This is a genomic window from Streptomyces viridifaciens, from assembly GCF_001888885.2.
GTDB lineage: Bacteria > Actinomycetota > Actinomycetes > Streptomycetales > Streptomycetaceae > Kitasatospora > Kitasatospora aureofaciens.
Genome location: NZ_CP090841.1, coordinates 394,265 through 410,885, shown reverse-complemented (window position 1 = coordinate 410,885; position 16,621 = coordinate 394,265). Strand labels below are relative to the sequence as shown.

Genomic DNA, 16,621 nt, shown 5'->3' with positions numbered 1-16,621 from the left:
GAAGACCCTCCTGAGCGCGGGGAGGAACGACCCCGTCTGGTGGTCCAATGCCCCGCCGGCCGGCCCCCGTCACCGGGCCGAAATGAGGCCGCCACTTTCGTGGGGGCGAAAGTGCGGTGGTACCGCGAGTTGCCCTTCTCGCCCGCACTCCCAAGGGATCATGACGATGTCCTTCGGATGACCGCAATGATCCACAGCCGCGTACATGTCTCCGACCTGCGAGAACACGTCGGCCATACCGTTTCCGTCTGCGGGTGGGTGAACACCCTCCGCCTGCAGCGCAAGATGCAGTTCGTCATCGTGCGGGACAACACCGGCATGGTGCAGGTGACCCACACCCGTGACGACGGGCCGCTGGAGGCCCAGCTCGAAGCCCTCGCGCCCGAGTCCGCCGTGCGGATCACCGGCCGCGTCGTCGACGCGGCCCAGGTCAAGCTCGGCGGCCTGGAGATCGTTCCCGAGTCGGTCGAGGTCCTGAACCCGGCCGCCACGCCGCTGCCGATCGACGACCACACCGGCCTGGAGCAGCGGTTGGACTGGCGCTTTCTGGACGTGCGCCGCCGGCCCGCCACTCAGCTGTTGTTCGCCGTGCAGACCACCCTGGAGCAGGGCATGCGCGAGTACGCCTACGCGCAGGGTGCCACCGAGATGCACACCCCCAAGCTGATGGGCACCGCTTCGGAGTCCGGCGCGGAGGTCTTCAAGCTCGGCTACTTCGGTCGCAGCGCCTACCTGGCGCAGTCGCCGCAGTTCTTCAAGCAGATGGCGATCGCGGCCGGCGTCGAGAAGGTCTTCGAGATCGGGCCGGTCTTCCGCGCCGAACCGTCGTTCACCTCCCGGCACGCCACCGAGTTCACCGGCGTCGACGTGGAGCTGGCCTGGATCGACGGGGTCGAGGATGTGATGGCGTTCGAGGAGCAGATGCTCGCTCACGCGATCGCCAAGGTCGCCGACCTGCACGGCGAGGCGATCGCCGAGCACTTCGGGGTCCAGGTCACCGTGCCCACGACGCCCTTTCCCCGCATCACCATGGCCGAGGCGCAGGAGATCCTGCGCAAGGGCGGCTGGGACCCGGAAAGGGCCAAGGAAGACCTGGACCCGGAGGGCGAGCGGGGCATCTCGGCCCACATCAAGGAGGCCACCGGGCACGAGTTCGTCTTCATCACGCACTACCCGGTCGGCATCCGGCCCTTCTACCACATGCGGCCCGCCGACGACCCGAGCGTGACCTTGAGCTTCGACCTGCTGTGGAAGGGCCTGGAGATCACCACCGGCGCACAGCGCGAGCACCGGCACGACGTGCTACTCAAACAGGCCGCCGACAAGGGCATGAGCACGGAGCCGATGCAGGACTACCTGAACGCGTTCCGGTATGGGTGCCCGCCGCACGGGGGCCTCGGCATGGGCCTGGGCCGGGTGCTGATGGTCATGCTTGGCCTGGCCTCGATTCGGGAGGCGACGTTCTTGTTCCGCGGGCCGAACCGGCTTACCCCGTAACCCGGTTATGGTGGCGTCCCACGGCACGGGCAGGATCCCGTGCCGTGGGACGCCGTCTCAGTAGCGGACATTGCGCAGGTCATGCACCCTTGGTGGACAGGAACAGGATGGGTGCCAGTCGCTGCCAGGTGAAGCCCCGGGCAGACAGGTGGGTGCGCCAGGGAACCATGACTCACTCCTGAAAGCCGCTCAGGAGGGAGTCGTAGAAGCGACTGAGATTGAAGTGCACCAGTCGGAACGGCCAGGTGACGATCTCTTCGAGAGGGGCAGCGCGGAAGGCGGCGGTACGGTCCATGCGCACCTGCCAGTCGTCGTCCCCGAGGATGGTGAATGCGCCGGAGCGGTCAGGAGCTGTCTGATCTCGGCACGGGGCGCGTGGACGCTGACGGACGCCTGGCTGTAGGGGCAGCGCCGCATGTGGCCGTCAGCGGACACGTACGCGGTCGCCGAGCGGCACGACCAGCGCTCGCCCCCTGTGGCGGGCAGCTGTTTCTTTATATGCGGTTGCCCACCGAAGGTAGCTGAGGGGCCGCAGTGGAAGGGGTATCGGTGGGGACTTGCCGGGGACCACCCGTCCTTCCCCGCCGTGTCTGAGGTGCCTTTCGGTGAACGAACCGCGCGGGCTGTCTACCGGCTGACGTGCAGCGATGGCTATGCGTGGGCGACTGGGGGTCAAGTGGTTGGATGGGTCGCGCGACACGGCTTCTCCCTCCTCGGCGAGGGTTGTACGCCCACCGGAGGGAGCCCTGGCCACCGAACCGGTCCCGTTCGCGCGGCCCGCAGCGAGGGTCGGTTGGCTGCTCGCTGGCCAGGGCTCCTGCTATGTCTCAGACGTCGCCGAGGGCGATGTTCGGGTTCGCCAGGCGGTCGGCGTCCACCACGCGCTTGGAGACGATCAGTTCGCGGATCGGGTCGGTGACGTCCCAGATGTTCATGTTCATACCGGCGAGGACCCGGCCGTCCTTGAGCCAGAACGCGATGAACTCGTTGGCCTTCACGTCCCCTCGGAACACGACCCGGTCGTAGCCGTCAGGCTCGACGTAGCCGAGGTATTCCATGCTCAGCTTGTCCCGCGACGCCACCGGCTCGTTAGGCTGCCGGGGTGTCCACTCGGCATCGGTGAAGAAGTACGGGACCCGGTCGTACACCGCGTCCGGCTGCCCGAGCATCGCGCGGGCGGCGGTCTGCGGCTGGTTGAGGGCGTTGGCCCAGTGCTCGACCCGGATGTGCCGGTCGAACAGCGGGTGGTGGGCGTTGGCGACGTCCCCGGCCGCGTACACGTCCGGGTCCGAGGTGCGCAGGTGCTGGTCGGTCCTGATGCCGTTGTCGACCTCCAGCCCGGCGGCCTCGGCCAGCGCGGTGGCGGGGGAGATGCCGATGCCGACCACCACCGCGTCGGCCGCCACCTCGCTGCCGTCGCCGAGCTTCACGCCGCTCACCTTGCCGTCGGCGCCGGTCAGTTCGGTCACCTGGACGCCGAAGCGCAGGTCCACGCCGTGGTCGCGGTGCAGGTCGGCGAAGACCTGGGCGACCTCCCGGCCGAGCACCCGCAGCAGCGGCAGCTCCAGCGCCTCCAGGACGGTGACCTCGGCGCCCACCGTACGGGCCGCGGCCGCCACCTCCAGGCCGATCCAGCCGGCGCCGATCACCGCGATCCGGGCGCCCGGGCGCAGCGCGGCCTTGATCCGGTCGCTGTCGTCGACCCGGCGCAGGTAGAGCACGCCGTCCTGCTCCGCGCCGGGCACCGGCAGCCGGCGCGGCTCCGAGCCGGTGGTCAGCAGCAGCTTGTGGTAGCCCACCTGGCCGTCGTCCGCCAGGGTCACGGTGCGGGCGGCCGGGTCGATCGCGGCCACCGCCGTGCCGAGGCGCAGGGTGATGTCGTGCTCGGCGTACCACTGCGGCGGGTGGACGTAGATCTTCTCCCGGTCGTCCTTGCCCGTCAGGTAGCCCTTGGACAGCGGCGGCCGCTCGTACGGGCGCTCGTGCTCCTCGCCGATCAGGACGATGCCGCCCCGGTATCCGGCCTCGCGCAGTGCCTCGGCCGCCTTGGCCCCGCCCAGGGACGCCCCGACGATCACGATCGGCCGCTCGCTGTCCGCCATTCCCGACTCCTTGCGCTCCGTGGATCGCGCTCCGTTGATCGCGTTGCGTTGATTGCGCTGCGTGGATTGCGCTGCGTTGAAGATCCGGGGCCAGCCTGCCGCCGTCCGGGTGGTCTGTCGAGACCGCGCCGGGCGCGCCGCGCCGCGCTGACCCGTTCGGGTGAACGGCGCGACCGCGGGCGCTCCGGATCACCCGGGCGTCACCCCGTCGTCGCGTCCCTTACCAGCGCGGTGTCGGTGAACTGCTCGAACCGGACGATCCGGCCGCCGCGCACCGTGAAGTGGTGGGCGACCCGGACCGAGAGCGGCTTTCCGGTGTCCCTGTGCACGGCCGTGTAGCGGCCCAGCACCACCACGTTCTCGCCGTCCACCACATAGGTGTCGTCGTGCGCCGTCCAGTGGTCCCACTCGGCGGCCAGTCGCTCCATGACGTGGGCGATGACGCCCTTCGGGGTGCGGTACGTGCCGGCCAGCGGGAAACCGGCCATCTCGGTCCACTCGACGTCCTCGGCGAGGGTGCTGCGCAGCGCGGCCAGGTCGCCGCGGGCGGAGGCCAGGTACTGGCGGCGCACCACGTCCGCGGGGGCGGGGGACTCGGCGAAGCCGGCCACGTCCCGGGGGATCTCGATCACCGGTTGCTCACCCCCACGCCATCTCGCCCTTGGCGACCTTGGTGCCGATGTCGACCGCGATCCGCAGACCCAGCTCGGGGAAGCGCCGCTCCAGCGCCTCCTTGGCGGCGGCCGCGTCGGCGCTGCGGCCCAGTTCGGTCTCGAAGGCGCGCAGGTAGGCGCGGGTGTGGTCGATGGCGTTCAGGTCGGTGGGGGCGTCGGCGACCCGGTGACCGGCCGCCACCCAGGTCGGGTGGAGCGCCTCCATGCCGTCCAACAGATCGATCCAGGCGGCCCGTTGGGCGGCGGTCGGGGTGTCGGCCGTCCACACGTGCAGACCCTCGAAGAGCAGCACCCCGCCGAGCACCGCGCGGTGGTGGTGCTGCCACAGGTAGTGCCGGTCGGGCAGGTGGAAGTCGGCGCCGCGCAGCTCGAACCGGTGGCCCTCGAAGACGAGTTCGTCCCCGGGCAGCACCTCGGGTCGCACCAGCCGGGTGGGCAGCTCGGGGCCCAGGTGCGCCCAGGCCCGCAGCTTCTCCTCGAAGGTCTCCTGGATGTGCTCCACGGTCGAGGCGGTGGCCAGGAAGCGGGCCCGGGGGAAGGCGTCCTGGACCTCCTGGGCTCCGAAGTAGAAGTCCGGGTCGCCGTGGCTGACGAACACGGTGGTCAGCTCCTTGCCGGTGGCACGCACCCGCTCGACCAGCCGGCGCCCGTCGGAACGGGTGAACCCGGCGTCCACCAGGAGGGCGTTGTTCGGGCCGCTGACCAGGACGGCGGTCTTGTTGAGCGAGCTGTCGGGAGCGTCGATGATCTCGAAGTCGAGAGCGCTCATGCGCCCACCTCGCTTCGCTCGGCAGGCGCTTCGCGCAACCCGCACCTTGTGCCGACTCGCTCACTGCGTTCGCTCATTCCTAGTGGTCCTTCCTCTGGCCGGGCACGCCTCGTCGCCAGCATCGGCGCTGGCGGCCCGGTCCGCATCCGGAGCCCCGGCCCGCGGCGGCACGCCGTGTGCAGCCGATCGGGTGCACACCGCCGCGGGCTCGGACGACACCCCGTCCGCATCGCGGACCCGGCCACCGGTGTTGAGCGGCGTCAGTGCCGGGTCCAGAGGGTGAGGTCGCTGCTGGTGGCCACGGCGAGGGTGCGGCCGGTGGGGGAGAAGCCGGCGGCGCGGAACTCGGACCAGCAGACGTGGAAGACGTGGTGCCAGGCCTGGCCGTGCTCGCCGGTCCAGGGGCCGGAGGTGAGCAGGACGCGGTGGTGCGGCCACTCCGGGGAGATCACCTCGACGCCCCAGCCGCCGGCCGCGTCGGTGTGGAGGCCGCCGCCCCACAGGCCGGCCACCGGGATCCGGACGTCGGCGACCGGGCCGATGCCGGGGCAGGAGAGGTCCGGGCCGTCCGGGTCCTCCTCCGGGTCGTAGTCGCGCTCCAGCTTCTCGCCCGTCACCGCGTCGAACAGGCCGTGCCCGGTGCTGGAGACCGTCAGCACGAGGTCGTGCCCGGTCTCGGGGTGGACGGCGAAGCCGATGCCCGTCAGCCCGCCGACCGGGATCAGTCCGCCGCGGACCGGCCGCCAGGGCGCCGGCGGGGGGACCACCTCGGTCGCGGCGACGACTCGGTCGTGCAGCTGCTGCTGGTACGGGGTCAGGGCCATGCCGATGATCATCCCATCCCGTCGAACACGCCCTACTCCGTCGGCCCCAGCCGCAGCACCGCCAGCGCCCCGACCGCCGTGGTCAGCGCGAGCGCCCCCCAGAGCAGCCCGGGGCCGGAGGCCAGCAGCGCCGTCAGCACCGCCGGCGCCGCCGCCCGGCCGACCCCCGAGGACAGCTCCCACCGGGCCAGCGCCCGCCCGAGCAGGTGCGGCGGAGCGGAGGCCGCGACCAGGGCCGTGCCCGAACCGGTGTAGAGGATCTCGCCCAGCGTGTACAGCACGGCCACTGCCGCGACGCCCGCCGCCCCCGAGGTGCCGCCCAATGTGCCTGCTGCCCAGAAGCCCAGGTAGGAGACGCTCAGCACGGCCCCCGCGGCCGCCAGCACGGCCCGCCGCGAGCGCTTCGCCAGCCGGAGCACGACGGCCAGCTGCAGCACGATCACCAGCACGGTGTTGCCCACGAACACGCCCGAGGACCAGGCCGCGGAGGTGTGCAGGTGCAGCACCAGCAGCGCGGGCAGCGCCACCTCCAGCACGTCGAAGCAGAACGCGTACGGCAGATTGGCCAGGCTCAGCACGGTGATCCGGCGCAGCGGCTCGCCCGGCGCCACGGCGGCCCCGGCTCGCTCGGCGGCCTTCTGCGGCGCCCGGACCCGCAGCGAACCGACCAGGGCGGCGGCGACCAGGCAGGCCACGCCCGTCACCCCGGCCAGCAGCCGGATCGAGTCCGTGCCGCCGGCGACCGCGACGGTGGCCAGCAGCGCGCCCGCGCCCAGGCCCGCGTTGCGCACCGACTTGCCGGCCGCGAGTGCGGCGTCCCGCAGCCGGCCCTCGGTCAGGGTGCTCACCACGGCGGCGTGGGTGGTCGGCCAGGACTGGCTGCCGATGCCGAACAGCACCGCCGCCGCGGTGAACAGCACCAGCCCGTCGGCCGTCAGGAGGGTCAGCGCGCCGGCCGACCGGAGCACCAGGGTGACGGCGGCGGGCAGGGTGCGGGCGCCGCTGTCGATCCAACGGCCGGTCAGCGGCACCACCAGCAGGCCCGCGACCATCCCGGCGGACAGCGCCAGGCCGACCGATCCGGCGTGCAGGTGCAGCACCCCGACGCCGTACAGCAGCAGGAACGGGCGCAGCATGCCGCCGCCCACCGCGTCGACGGCGAGCGCCGCTGCGTACCGGGGGCCACCCGCGGCGGTCAGCAGGCTCAGCAGGGCGGACGGGCCGTTGCGGCCGGTACCGATCGGCGGGGCGGCCGGCTCGCCGGTGCGGACGGCGGCGTGGTCATGGACGGACTTCTCCTGGGTCACACTCATGGCCGGTACGGTCCGCCCGGGTGGGGGCCGGTGTCCCGTCGATTGACGATTGGCGTCAATCGACGGAAGGGCAGGTGGGAGAGGGTGGCAGGATCGGTTGTCGTGAGTGAGCGAAGCGAGCGAACCGTCGAGAGGTGCGGGTGGGCGAGTGCCCCTGCCGAGCGCAGCGAGGTGGGCGCATGAGCGTGACGATAGACATCACCGGTTTGCCCGAGGAGCGCCTGCTCTTCAGCCCGTCCCCGCTGGCCGAGCTGAACGCCGTGCTGCACGTGCTCTCCGAGCCCGCGCACCACCCGGCGCTGCACGGCTGGGCGGCCAGTACGACCGCCGCGATCCCGCCGGAACTCGCCGAGCGGCTGTTGGAGGCCGACTTCCTGTGGCGCTCCTCGCGCGCCGACTTCCTCGTCCCCGGCCTGCCCGGCACCACCCTCGCCGAGGAACTCGACGCCGTCGACCGGCTCGACGACGAGCGGTACGTCGCCTCCGCCCTGATCACCACCTGCGGCGCCTCCCGGTTCCCCTACCGGCTGGCCTCCCCGCTCACCGACCCGGTCGCCAATGAGCGCGCCCGCGACCTCGCCCTCGCCCGGGGCCCCCGGCAGGCCGCCTTCGCGGAGCGGCTGCTCGCCGATCCGCCCGCGGTGCGGGCCCTGGTGCGGCAGTTGCTGGAGGACTGCCAGTCCGCGTTCTTCGCCGACGCCTGGCAGCGCGTCCTGCCCGACCTCGCGGCCGATGCCCGGCGCAAGGCCGACCTGCTCGCCCGCCGCGGCCTCGCCGAGGCGGTCGCCGCGATGTCCCCCTCGGTCTCCCTGGACGAGCGCGACGGGCGGCGGCGGATCGTCATCGACAAGCTGCAGGACAGCACCGCCAGCGCCGCCGACCGGGGCGGCGTCACCTTCATCCCCACCGTCTTCGGCCGCCCCCACCTGCTGGCGGTGTACGCCCAGGGCTGGCGGCCGGTGCTGCAGTACCCCGTCGCCGAGGCCGGACTGCCAGAGCCGGTCTCGCTCGCCCTGGTCCAGCAGCGGCTGGAGGCGCTCGCCCACCCGATCCGGCTGCGGCTGGCCCGCACCATCGCCCGGGGCCCGCACACCACCGGCGAACTCGCCACCGCCTGGCAGCTCAGCGCGCCCGAGGTGTCCCGCCACCTGGCCGTGCTGCGCAGGGCCGGGCTGCTGATCACCGAGCGGCGCGGGCGGTACATGCTCTACCAGCTGGACCTGGCCGGCAGTGCCCGACTGGGCTCGGACTTCCTGGAGGCGGTGCTGCGTTGACGCGGGCCGCCGGGAACAGTGATCACCGGCGGGACGTTCGTCCGGTCATGACCGACGACGCTCCTGAGATCCTTCGCTACGCCGCCTTCGCGATCCGCCCCGAGGGCGGCAATCCGGCGGGCGTGGTGCTCGACGCCACCGGCCTGACGGAGGAGCGGATGCTCGCCGTCGCCGCCGAGGTCGGGTACTCCGAGACCGCGTTCCTGACCCCGGGGGACGCCCGGGACACGTACCGCGTGCGGTACTTCAGCCCGCTCACCGAGGTGCCGTTCTGCGGGCACGCGACGGTGGCCTCCGCCGTCGCGCTCGCCGACCGGATCGGCCCCGGGCGGTTCGTGTTCAGCACCGCCGCCGGTGACGTCCCGGTCGAGGTCGAGCGAGGTGCCGACGGCTTGCGGGCGACGCTGACCAGCGTCGAGCCGAAGGTCGAGGAGGTGCCGGCCGCGGACGTCGAGGAGGCGCTCGCACTGCTCGGCTGGGCGGCCGCCGACCTGGACCCGGCGTTCCCGCCGCGGATCGGCTACGCCGGTGCCCGGCACCTGGTCCTCGCCGCGGGCACCCGGGCCCGACTGGCCCGGCTGGACTACGACTTCGACGGCCTGGCCGCCTTCATGCGCGCCCGTGACCTGGTCACCCTGCAACTGGTCTGGCGCGAGGCCGCCGAGGTCTTCCACGTCCGCGACCCGTTCCCGGTCGGCGGTGTGGTCGAGGACCCGGCCACCGGCGCCGCCGCGGCCGCCTTCGGCGCGTACCTGCGCGAGCTGGGCGCGGTGACGGCGCCGACGGTGCTGACGCTGCACCAGGGCGAGGACCTCGGCCGCCCGGGCGTCCTGCGGGTCGAACTGCGCGCCGAGGACTCCCGGGTGCGGGTCTCCGGTACGGCGGTGGCGATCCCGTAGCACCCGATCCGGCGGGCGGGGCCGCCCCCCGCCCGCCGGAGTTCAGACCGGGCAGCTCAGGACCGGGCGGCTCGGGACCGGTCGGCGAGCAGGGCGGCCAGGCCGTCCAGCCCCCGGTCGACGGTGGCCGGGTCGACCTGGCTGACGGACAGCCGCAGCTGCCGCTCCCCGCCCTCGCCCGGGTAGAAGTGGGACATCGGCGTCCAGATCACCCCGTACCGGGAGGCGGAGAGTTCCAGCAGCGCGTCGTCCACCGTGCAGGGCACGGTGAGCACCAGGAAGAACCCGCCGCGCGGCTCGTTCCAGCTCACCCCGCCGCCGGGCGGGAAGCGCCGGGCCAGCCCGTCCAGCACCAGCGCGAGGTTGCGCCGGTAGAGCGCGGCCACCTCGGCGTTGGCGGCCCGCAGGCTGAGGCCGTGCTCGAGCAGCGCCCCGCCGATCACGGCCTGGGCGATCGGCGAGGTGTTCACCGTGGTCATGCTCTTGACCATGCCGAGCAGGTCGGCCAGCAGCACGGTGCCGCCCGCGCCGTCCGCCACCAGCTGGTCCGCCACCACGTACCCGACCCGGGCGCCCGGCAGGGCCGTCTTGGCGAAGGACCCGAGGTGGACCACCCGCCGCCCGGTGTCCAGGGCCTTGAGCGAGGGCAGCCGTTCCTCGCCCGCGAAGACGCAGTACGGGTTGTCCTCCAGGACCAGGAAGTCCTCCTCGGCGGCCAGCGCCAGCAGCTCCCGGCGCAGCTCCAGCGGCAGACTGGCGCCGCTCGGGTTGGCCACGTCCGGGACCAGGTAGAGCGCGCGCGGGCGCAGCCCCTCGGCCCGGGCGGCGGCGATCTGGCGGCGCAGGTCGGCGAGATCCAGCCCGTCCGGGCCGTCGGCCACCGGCCGCACCGGCAGGTCGGCCAGCAGGGCGGCGCCGGTCAGCCCGACGTACGTCGGCGAGACGGCCAGCACCACGTCCTCGGGGCCGCGGCGCAGCGCCCGCAGCACCAGGAACATCCCCTCCTGGCAGCCGACCGTCACCACGACCGACTCGGCGGGCACCTCGATGCCCTCGTCCACCGCGAGGTGGGCGGCGATCAGCTCGTGGATGATGCCCTTGGTCCGGCCGTACTGGAGTACCTGACGCCGGGCCGCCTCCTCGGAGAGGCCGCGCTCGGTGCGCAGGTGGTCGACGTAGCGGTCCAGGTGGCGGTGGACGGCGTCCAGTTCGAAGAACTGCTCCGCCGGGCGGCCGGCCGCGAAGGAGACCGCCTCCGGGTAGCGGATGGAGATCTCGTTGAGCAGGTTCATCGAGGTCATCGCCGGGTCGGCGAGGGACGCGTGCAGTTCGGCGAGCAGTAGTTGGTGAGGTGGGGCGACGAGGGTCACGGGGCACTCCAGGCGGGACAGGGCATCGGGGTGGTGCGCAGCTCGGCGGCGGCGCCCAGGTCGGCGCAGCCGGCCAGGCCGAGCGCGTGCCGCAGTTCGGCGGCCAGCAGCTCCAGCACCCGGGCGCAGCCCGGCTCGCCGCCGGCCGCCAGGCCCCAGATCAGCGGACGCCCGAGCAGCACCCCGGACGCCCCGAGCGCCAGTGCGGTCAGCACGTCGGAGCCGCCGCGCACCCCGCTGTCCAGCAGCACCTGGCAGTCCCGGCCGGCCAGCGCCTCGGCGACGGCGGGTAGCGCCGTCAGCGAGGGTACCGCCCGGTCGAGCTGGCGGCCGCCGTGGTTGGACACCACCACGGCCTCGGCGCCCAGCTCGGCGGCCCGCAGGGCGTCCGCCGGATCGAGCAACCCCTTGACCACCAGCGGCAGTTCGGTCCGCTCGCGCAGCCAGGCGAGGTCCGCCCAGGTGACGGCGGGGGAGAGCAGCTCGGCGGTGTGCGCGGCCACCGCGGAGACCTCGGCACCCGCCCGGTGCGCCCGCCCGGCGGCGCCGCCCTCCAGCAGCGCCGCGCGGACGTCCCCGGGGAGGGCGAAGGCGTTGCGGGCGTCCCGCAGCCGACGGCCCATGTACGGCACGTCGGCGGTGACCACCAGGCACTCGCTGCCCGCCGCCGCGGCCGCCGCGACCAGATCGAGCAGGCGGCCCCGGTCGCGAAGCCAGTACAGCTGGAACCAGAGTGTGGCACCCGTCGCCGCCAGCTCCTCGAAGCCGACGCTGCTGAGCGTGCCGACGGTGAACGGCACTCCCGCCGCGGCCGCCGCCCGGGCCGAGGCCAGCTCGCCCTCAGGATGGAAGAGCCGGTGGTAGGCGACCGGCGCCACGGCGACCGGCAGGGCCGACCGGCTGCGCACCAGGGTCGCGGTGGTGTCGCAGGCGGACACGTCGGCCAGCACCCGGGGCACCACGGCCAGCCGGTCGAAGGCCGCCCGGTTGGCGGCGAGGGTGTGCTCCTGCTCGGCGCCGCCGGCCAGCCAGTCCCAGACCTCGGGCGACAGGGCGGAGCGGGCGGGGCCGGCGAACTCGGCCACCGAGAGCGGCGGCCGGCGGTCGGTGGCGGTCGGCGCGCTCATCCCGCGACTTCGCTGGCGTTGCGCTGGAGTTCGACGGCCTCGTAGAGGGCGCGGATGTTGTTGCTGCCGAAGTTGCGGGCCCGGATGCGCTCGATCACCTCGAAGAAGAAGGTGCCGCGCGGGTGCCGGGAGCGGGTGAAGATCTGGAACAGCTGGCCGTCGTGGTCCTGGTCGACCAGCAGGTTGAGCTCGCGCAGCTGGTCGAGGGAGTGCCGCAGCGGGGTCAGCCGGGCGGGCAGGGCGTCGAAGTAGGCGGCCGGGGTGCGCAGGAAGGGCACGCCGCGCGCGGCCATGGTGGCGACGGAGTGGACGGCGTCCTGGGAGGAGAAGGCCACGTGCTGCACCCCGGCGCCGCCGTGGTCGGCGAGGAAGGAGGCGATCTGGCCGCCGGCGTCCGGGGTGAGCGGCTCGATCAGGGTGAGCGTGACGCTGTGGTCGGGGCTCTGCACCACCATCGAGTCCATGCCGAGCGCGCCGACCTCGATCCGCTCCTCGAAGATCATCCGGAAGTCGAAGACCTCGCAGTAGCGGCGGACGGTCTCGCGCAGTTCTCCGGAGGGGACGCAGACCGCGAAGTGGTCGACCGAGCGCAGGCCCACCGCGTCGGCGTCGAGGGTCGGCCCCTGGTCGGCCGGCGCGGCGTCGGGCAGGCCGGGTATCCGGTCGGCGGGGACGTCCGGGCCGCGCTCGATCAGGGTGTGCACCACGTCGCCGAAGGCGCCGACCACGGCGGTGACGCAGCCGTCCACGGCCTGCGGGGGGCGCAGCCCGTCGGCGCCCCGGCCGGTCAGCGTCCGGTAGGCGGCGGTGGCGTCCGGCACCCGCAGGGCCAGCGCGGCCACGCCGTCGTCGTGCCGGGCCAGGTAGTCGGTGGCCGGGTGCCCGGCGGCCAGCGGCTGGGTGAGCAGCAGCCGGACGGCGGCCTGCCCGACCAGGGCCGAGACGCAGCGCTCGGCGGTCCCACCGCGCTCGGTGGGCGGGACGAGCAGGTCGAAGCCGTACTCGGTGGTCAGCCGGGTGAGTTCGGCGGCGAGGTCGGCGACGTAGAACTCGACGTGGTCCAGCTGGAGTTCCAGGGGAAGCGGGGCGGTGTCGGGAGAGGAACGGTCGGGCATCTGAGGAGGCTCTCTCGTGAGGAGTGCGCGGAGGCCCACCCCGGGCGGCGGTGCGGTGCGGCAGGGCCGCCGCCGGAGTGGGCCGGTGGCGTGGTGCGAAACGGCGGGGGGCGAAAGGGCGAAGGGCGGAAGGGCGCAGGGCCGCAAGGGCGCAAGGACTAGGGTCGCGGGGCGGACTCGGCGGGCACCTCGGTGGGCTCCTCCGCCGGGTCCTCGGCAGGATCCGCGGTCAGTTCCCCGGTCGGCCGGACGGCCGGCTCCTCCTCGTCCTCGTCCTCGTCGTCCTCGATGACGGCATCGGGCTTGCCGAGCAGGAAGACGGCCGACAGGAGGGCGCCGACCACCATGGCGGCGAGCACCGTCCGGAAGTCCAGCGCCGCCACCAGCCCGGCGCCGACGCCGATGGCGAGCGCCTGCGGGGCGGTGAGCGAGAGGTTGACGGCCGCTTGGGTGCGGCCCATCAGCTGTGGCGGGGTGAGGGACTGGGCGGCGGTGGCCAGGCCGACCACCCCGGCCGGCATGCCGGCCCCGGCGATCAGCAGGCCGGCCGACACCACCCAGACCGAGGGCACCAGCAGCAGGACGGCGCCGAGCCCGAAGACGGCCGAGCCGAGCATGACGGTCCGCCGGGGGCCGAGCTTGCCGATCAGGACGCCGCCCAGCACCGAGCCGCCCAGCGCCCCGATCCCCTCCACCGTCTCCAGTACGCCCAGGAACTGCGGCGAGCGGTGCAGCCCGCCCTGGATCAGCGAGAACAGCACCGGCTGGAGGAAGCTGAGCACGGTGGCGGTGGCGGTGGTGGCGATCAGCAGCGGCAGCAGCGAGGCGGTGGTGCGCAGGTGCTGGAAGCCTGCCAGCACCTCGGTGCGCCAGCGCCGGCCGGACGGTTCCGGCGTCGGCTCGTTCACCCGCAGCGCCAGGAAGGCCAGCGCCGCCGCGACCAGGATGCCGATGTCGACCAGGGCGACGGCCCGGCCGCCGAGCCACCCGTACAGGCCGGAGCCGACCAGCGGCGCCACCAGGGTGGTACCCGCGCGCATGGTCTGGGTGAACCCGACGGCCGCGCCGAAGTCCTGACGCTCTGTCAGAATGCTTCGCAGCATGGCGCTCTGGGCCGGGGTGAGGACGGCACCGGCCAGCCCGTAGAGCACCGCGGTGACGTAGATGATCCACAGATGGCCGCGGCCGTCGACCAGCAGCAGCGGCGAAACCGCCACCGCCAGCACGAGGTTGACCGTGACCAGCAGCGGCCGGCGGCGGACCCGGTCGGCGACCAGGCCGCCGAGCGGCAGCAGCAGCATCGGGACGGCGTAGCAGAACATCACCAGACCGGCCGCCGAACTGCTCCCCGTCAGGACCTTCGCCCAGATGCCGAGGGCGATGAAGAGGGCGCTGTCCCCGAGGACGGACAGCGTCTGTCCCGCGATGTAGAGCCGGAATTCCGGCCGCGCCAGAAGTGGGTGCATGTCCTGTCCTTAGTTGCTGCGGTCTGGTGGTTGGTGCTGGACGGCCGGGCGACGCTAGCGGGGCGGGGCGACGGCCCGGTGGGCGCGGGTGAAACCTTCGATCACGGCGTCGTTGGCGTCCTTCTCACCGACGGCGATCCGGATGCCCTGGCCCGGGTAGAAGCGGACGGCCACGCCGAGCCGCTCCAGTTCCCGCCTGACCGGCGTCTCGTCGCCGGGGGCGGACACCCAGAGGAAGTTGGTCAGGCTCGGCGGCACCGACCGGCCCAGGGCGAGCAGTTCGGCCCGCAGCCGCTCCCGTTCCCCGGCGATCTCGGCGATGCGCCGGTCCACCTCCTCCTGGGCCGCGACGGCGGCCAGCAGGCCCGCCTCCTGGAGCCGGTTCACCGCGTACGGCACCTGGTGGTCCCGTACGCGCTGCGCCACGGCCTCCTCGGCGACGGCGTAGCCGATCCGCAGCGCGGCCAGGCCGTGCGACTTGGACAGGGTGCGCAGCACCACCAGGTTCGGCCACTCGGCGATCCGGGCCGGCACGTCCGGGGCCTCCCAGCCCCGGGCGAAGTCGATGTACGCCTCGTCCAGCAGGACCAGCGCGGTGGCCGGCACCCGGCGGAGGAAGTCGGTCAGCTCCGCCCAGGAGTAGACCGTGCCGGTCGGGTTGTGCGGGTTGCACAGCACGACGATCCGGGTGCGCTCGTCCAACTGCCCGGCCATCGCGGCCAGGTCGTGCCGGGCGTCCGGGCCGAGCGGCACGGCCCGGGCCTCGGCCCCGGCGATCCGGCAGAACAGCGGGTAGGCGTCGAAGCAGGGCGCGGAGTGCACCACGTTGTCGCCGGGGCGGACGACGGAGTGGAAGAGGTCCAGCGCCACGCCCGCCGAGCCGTGGCCGACCACGACCTGGGCGGCCGGGACGGACTGCCAGTCGGCGATCAGCCCGGCGAAGCGCTCCGGGCGCAGGTCCGGGTAGCGGTTCAGGTCGGAGGCGGCGCCGGCCAGGGCGGTCAGGACTGAGGGCAGCGGCGGGTACGGGTGCTCGTTCTGGGCCAGCAGGTGTCTGGCGCCGGAGTCGCCGGCCATCAGTCGGCCTGCAGGACGTAGAGCCAGGAGTGCGGGGTGGCGAGCGCCTCGACGCGGTCGATCCGCAGTCCGGCGTCGGCGAACAGCCGCTCGTAGGTCTCCTTGGTGTGCAGCGGCACGCCCATCATCGCGTGCGCCAGCTCGAAGCCGACCGAGAAGACGGGCATCGCGCTCTGCGACTCGCCCGGGCCGCGCAGCATGGTGTCGCCGAGCACGAAGGTGTGGGCCTTCGGGAAGGCCTCGCGCATCCGGGTGAAGATCGAGGAGCGGGTGGTCGGGTCGGCCAGCAGGTCGTGCAGCAGGAAGAAGCTCATCACGGTGTCGACCTCGGCCACCTCGGCGGCCTCGGCGTCGTTGTCGATCTGGGTGCCGAGCAGGCCCAGCACGTCGGCCCGGACGGCGGTGACCCGGTCCTGCATTCCGGCCGCGGCGATGTCGGCACGGGCGATCTCGGTGGCCGGGCGGCTGATGTCGATGCCCAGGCCGCGGGAGCCCTCGCGCTGCGAGACCACCCGGCGCACCCGGGCGGAGGTGCCGCTGCCCAGGTCGGCGATGGTGCGGAAGTCGATGCCGGAGAGCACGTCGGTCAACTGCGCGGCGAACAGCGACTGGTCGCACTGGGCGGAGCCGAGGGCGACCATCGCCTCGTCGCGGTACACGTCCTCGTTGTAGCGGTGCGAGCCGGTGCTCAGGTGCCCGGCGCGGCCGAACACGTCGTGGTAGCCGCCGACGGCCCAGGTGAAGTAGCCGCGGGCGGAGGCGATCTCGATGCCCGCCTCGGTGGGCAGGAAGCCGGCGCCGTCGGCCTTGAGGTAGCCGTAGTCGGCGGCGGCGCGCAGCACGGCCTCGGTGCGCGCGGTGTCACCGGACCCGGCGGTGAGCGCGGCGGCCGAGAGCGGCTCGCCGCGGCCGATCTGCTCCAGCACGCCGATCCGGTCCAGCGCGAAGATCACGTTGGCGGCGATGAAGCCGTTGTAGGCGTCGGTCGACGAGATCGGCGCCGGGGTGACGCCGCGCCAGGAGTCGGGGATGACGGCAGTCTGCATCGGTGGTGTCCATTCCTCGTGTGGGCCGGGTCGCGGCCGCTTGGCGTGGTGGTGCGGGGGTGTCGCGG

The 16,621-nt window shown here is 73.5% G+C and carries 15 protein-coding genes; 3 read left to right on the top strand and 12 right to left on the bottom strand.

The features are described from left to right. Positions 1-186: 186 nt before the first annotated feature. Complete coding sequence (aspS, locus tag BOQ63_RS09330) at positions 187-1,497, top strand: aspartate--tRNA(Asn) ligase (RefSeq protein ID WP_072654035.1); 1,311 nt, start codon at positions 187-189, stop codon at positions 1,495-1,497. Between the two features lie 172 nt (positions 1,498-1,669). Here the strand turns inward: aspS and BOQ63_RS09325 are convergent, their stop codons facing one another. The 6 genes from BOQ63_RS09325 to BOQ63_RS09300 form a co-directional block, all read right to left on the bottom strand. Next, on the bottom strand, positions 1,670-1,792 hold the full coding sequence (locus tag BOQ63_RS09325) for a hypothetical protein (protein ID WP_318299355.1): 123 nt from the start codon (positions 1,790-1,792) through the stop codon (positions 1,670-1,672). A 532-nt stretch (positions 1,793-2,324) separates the two neighbouring features. Beyond that, complete coding sequence (locus BOQ63_RS09320; protein WP_072654034.1) at positions 2,325-3,599, bottom strand: NAD(P)/FAD-dependent oxidoreductase; 1,275 nt, start codon at positions 3,597-3,599, stop codon at positions 2,325-2,327. Between the two features lie 200 nt (positions 3,600-3,799). Further along, entirely contained in the window at positions 3,800-4,231 is a 432-nt protein-coding gene (locus tag BOQ63_RS09315) for a nuclear transport factor 2 family protein (protein ID WP_370863272.1), read from the bottom strand. Between the two features lie 7 nt (positions 4,232-4,238). Then, positions 4,239-5,042 carry an MBL fold metallo-hydrolase gene (locus BOQ63_RS09310; protein WP_030289720.1) on the bottom strand — a complete coding sequence of 268 codons (804 nt, stop codon included), beginning with the start codon at positions 5,040-5,042 and terminating at the stop codon, positions 4,239-4,241. Positions 5,043-5,302: 260 nt separating this feature from the next. Continuing rightward, positions 5,303-5,866, bottom strand: coding sequence for a hypothetical protein (locus BOQ63_RS09305; RefSeq protein WP_030289719.1), 564 nt, complete (start codon positions 5,864-5,866; stop codon positions 5,303-5,305). A gap of 32 nt (positions 5,867-5,898) precedes the next feature. Beyond that, positions 5,899-7,179: an MFS transporter gene (locus BOQ63_RS09300; protein WP_198429365.1), complete on the bottom strand. Its 1,281-nt coding sequence runs from the start codon at positions 7,177-7,179 to the stop codon at positions 5,899-5,901. 179 nt (positions 7,180-7,358) lie between these two features. Here BOQ63_RS09300 and BOQ63_RS09295 point away from each other — a divergent pair, with 179 nt between their 5' ends. After that, positions 7,359-8,453, top strand: coding sequence for a DUF5937 family protein (locus BOQ63_RS09295; protein WP_030289717.1), 1,095 nt, complete (start codon positions 7,359-7,361; stop codon positions 8,451-8,453). Positions 8,454-8,500: 47 nt separating this feature from the next. Then, positions 8,501-9,352, top strand: coding sequence for a PhzF family phenazine biosynthesis protein (locus BOQ63_RS09290; RefSeq protein ID WP_030554253.1), 852 nt, complete (start codon positions 8,501-8,503; stop codon positions 9,350-9,352). A 56-nt stretch (positions 9,353-9,408) separates the two neighbouring features. Here BOQ63_RS09290 and BOQ63_RS09285 read toward each other — a convergent pair whose 3' ends face one another. The 6 genes from BOQ63_RS09285 to BOQ63_RS09260 all read right to left on the bottom strand — a co-directional run bounded on the left by BOQ63_RS09285 (position 9,409) and on the right by BOQ63_RS09260 (position 16,553). After that, positions 9,409-10,722: an aminotransferase-like domain-containing protein gene (locus BOQ63_RS09285; protein ID WP_435820423.1), complete on the bottom strand. Its 1,314-nt coding sequence runs from the start codon at positions 10,720-10,722 to the stop codon at positions 9,409-9,411. Further along, positions 10,719-11,849 (bottom strand): alpha-hydroxy acid oxidase, encoded by a 1,131-nt coding sequence (locus BOQ63_RS09280; protein ID WP_072654032.1) that lies wholly within the window; start codon positions 11,847-11,849, stop codon positions 10,719-10,721. Before BOQ63_RS09280 ends, BOQ63_RS09285 begins: the two co-directional genes overlap by 4 nt. Then, positions 11,846-12,964 (bottom strand): 4-hydroxyphenylpyruvate dioxygenase, encoded by a 1,119-nt coding sequence (gene hppD, locus BOQ63_RS09275; RefSeq protein ID WP_046386242.1) that lies wholly within the window; start codon positions 12,962-12,964, stop codon positions 11,846-11,848. Before hppD ends, BOQ63_RS09280 begins: the two co-directional genes overlap by 4 nt. A 158-nt stretch (positions 12,965-13,122) precedes the next feature. Next, positions 13,123-14,430 carry an MFS transporter gene (locus BOQ63_RS09270; protein WP_072654031.1) on the bottom strand — a complete coding sequence of 436 codons (1,308 nt, stop codon included), beginning with the start codon at positions 14,428-14,430 and terminating at the stop codon, positions 13,123-13,125. A gap of 54 nt (positions 14,431-14,484) precedes the next feature. After that, complete coding sequence (locus BOQ63_RS09265; RefSeq protein ID WP_046386243.1) at positions 14,485-15,507, bottom strand: pyridoxal phosphate-dependent aminotransferase; 1,023 nt, start codon at positions 15,505-15,507, stop codon at positions 14,485-14,487. Continuing rightward, positions 15,507-16,553: a class I SAM-dependent methyltransferase gene (locus BOQ63_RS09260; RefSeq protein WP_030289710.1), complete on the bottom strand. Its 1,047-nt coding sequence runs from the start codon at positions 16,551-16,553 to the stop codon at positions 15,507-15,509. The genes BOQ63_RS09265 and BOQ63_RS09260 overlap by 1 nt, the downstream gene beginning before the upstream one ends. Between the last annotated feature and the right edge of the window lie 68 nt (positions 16,554-16,621).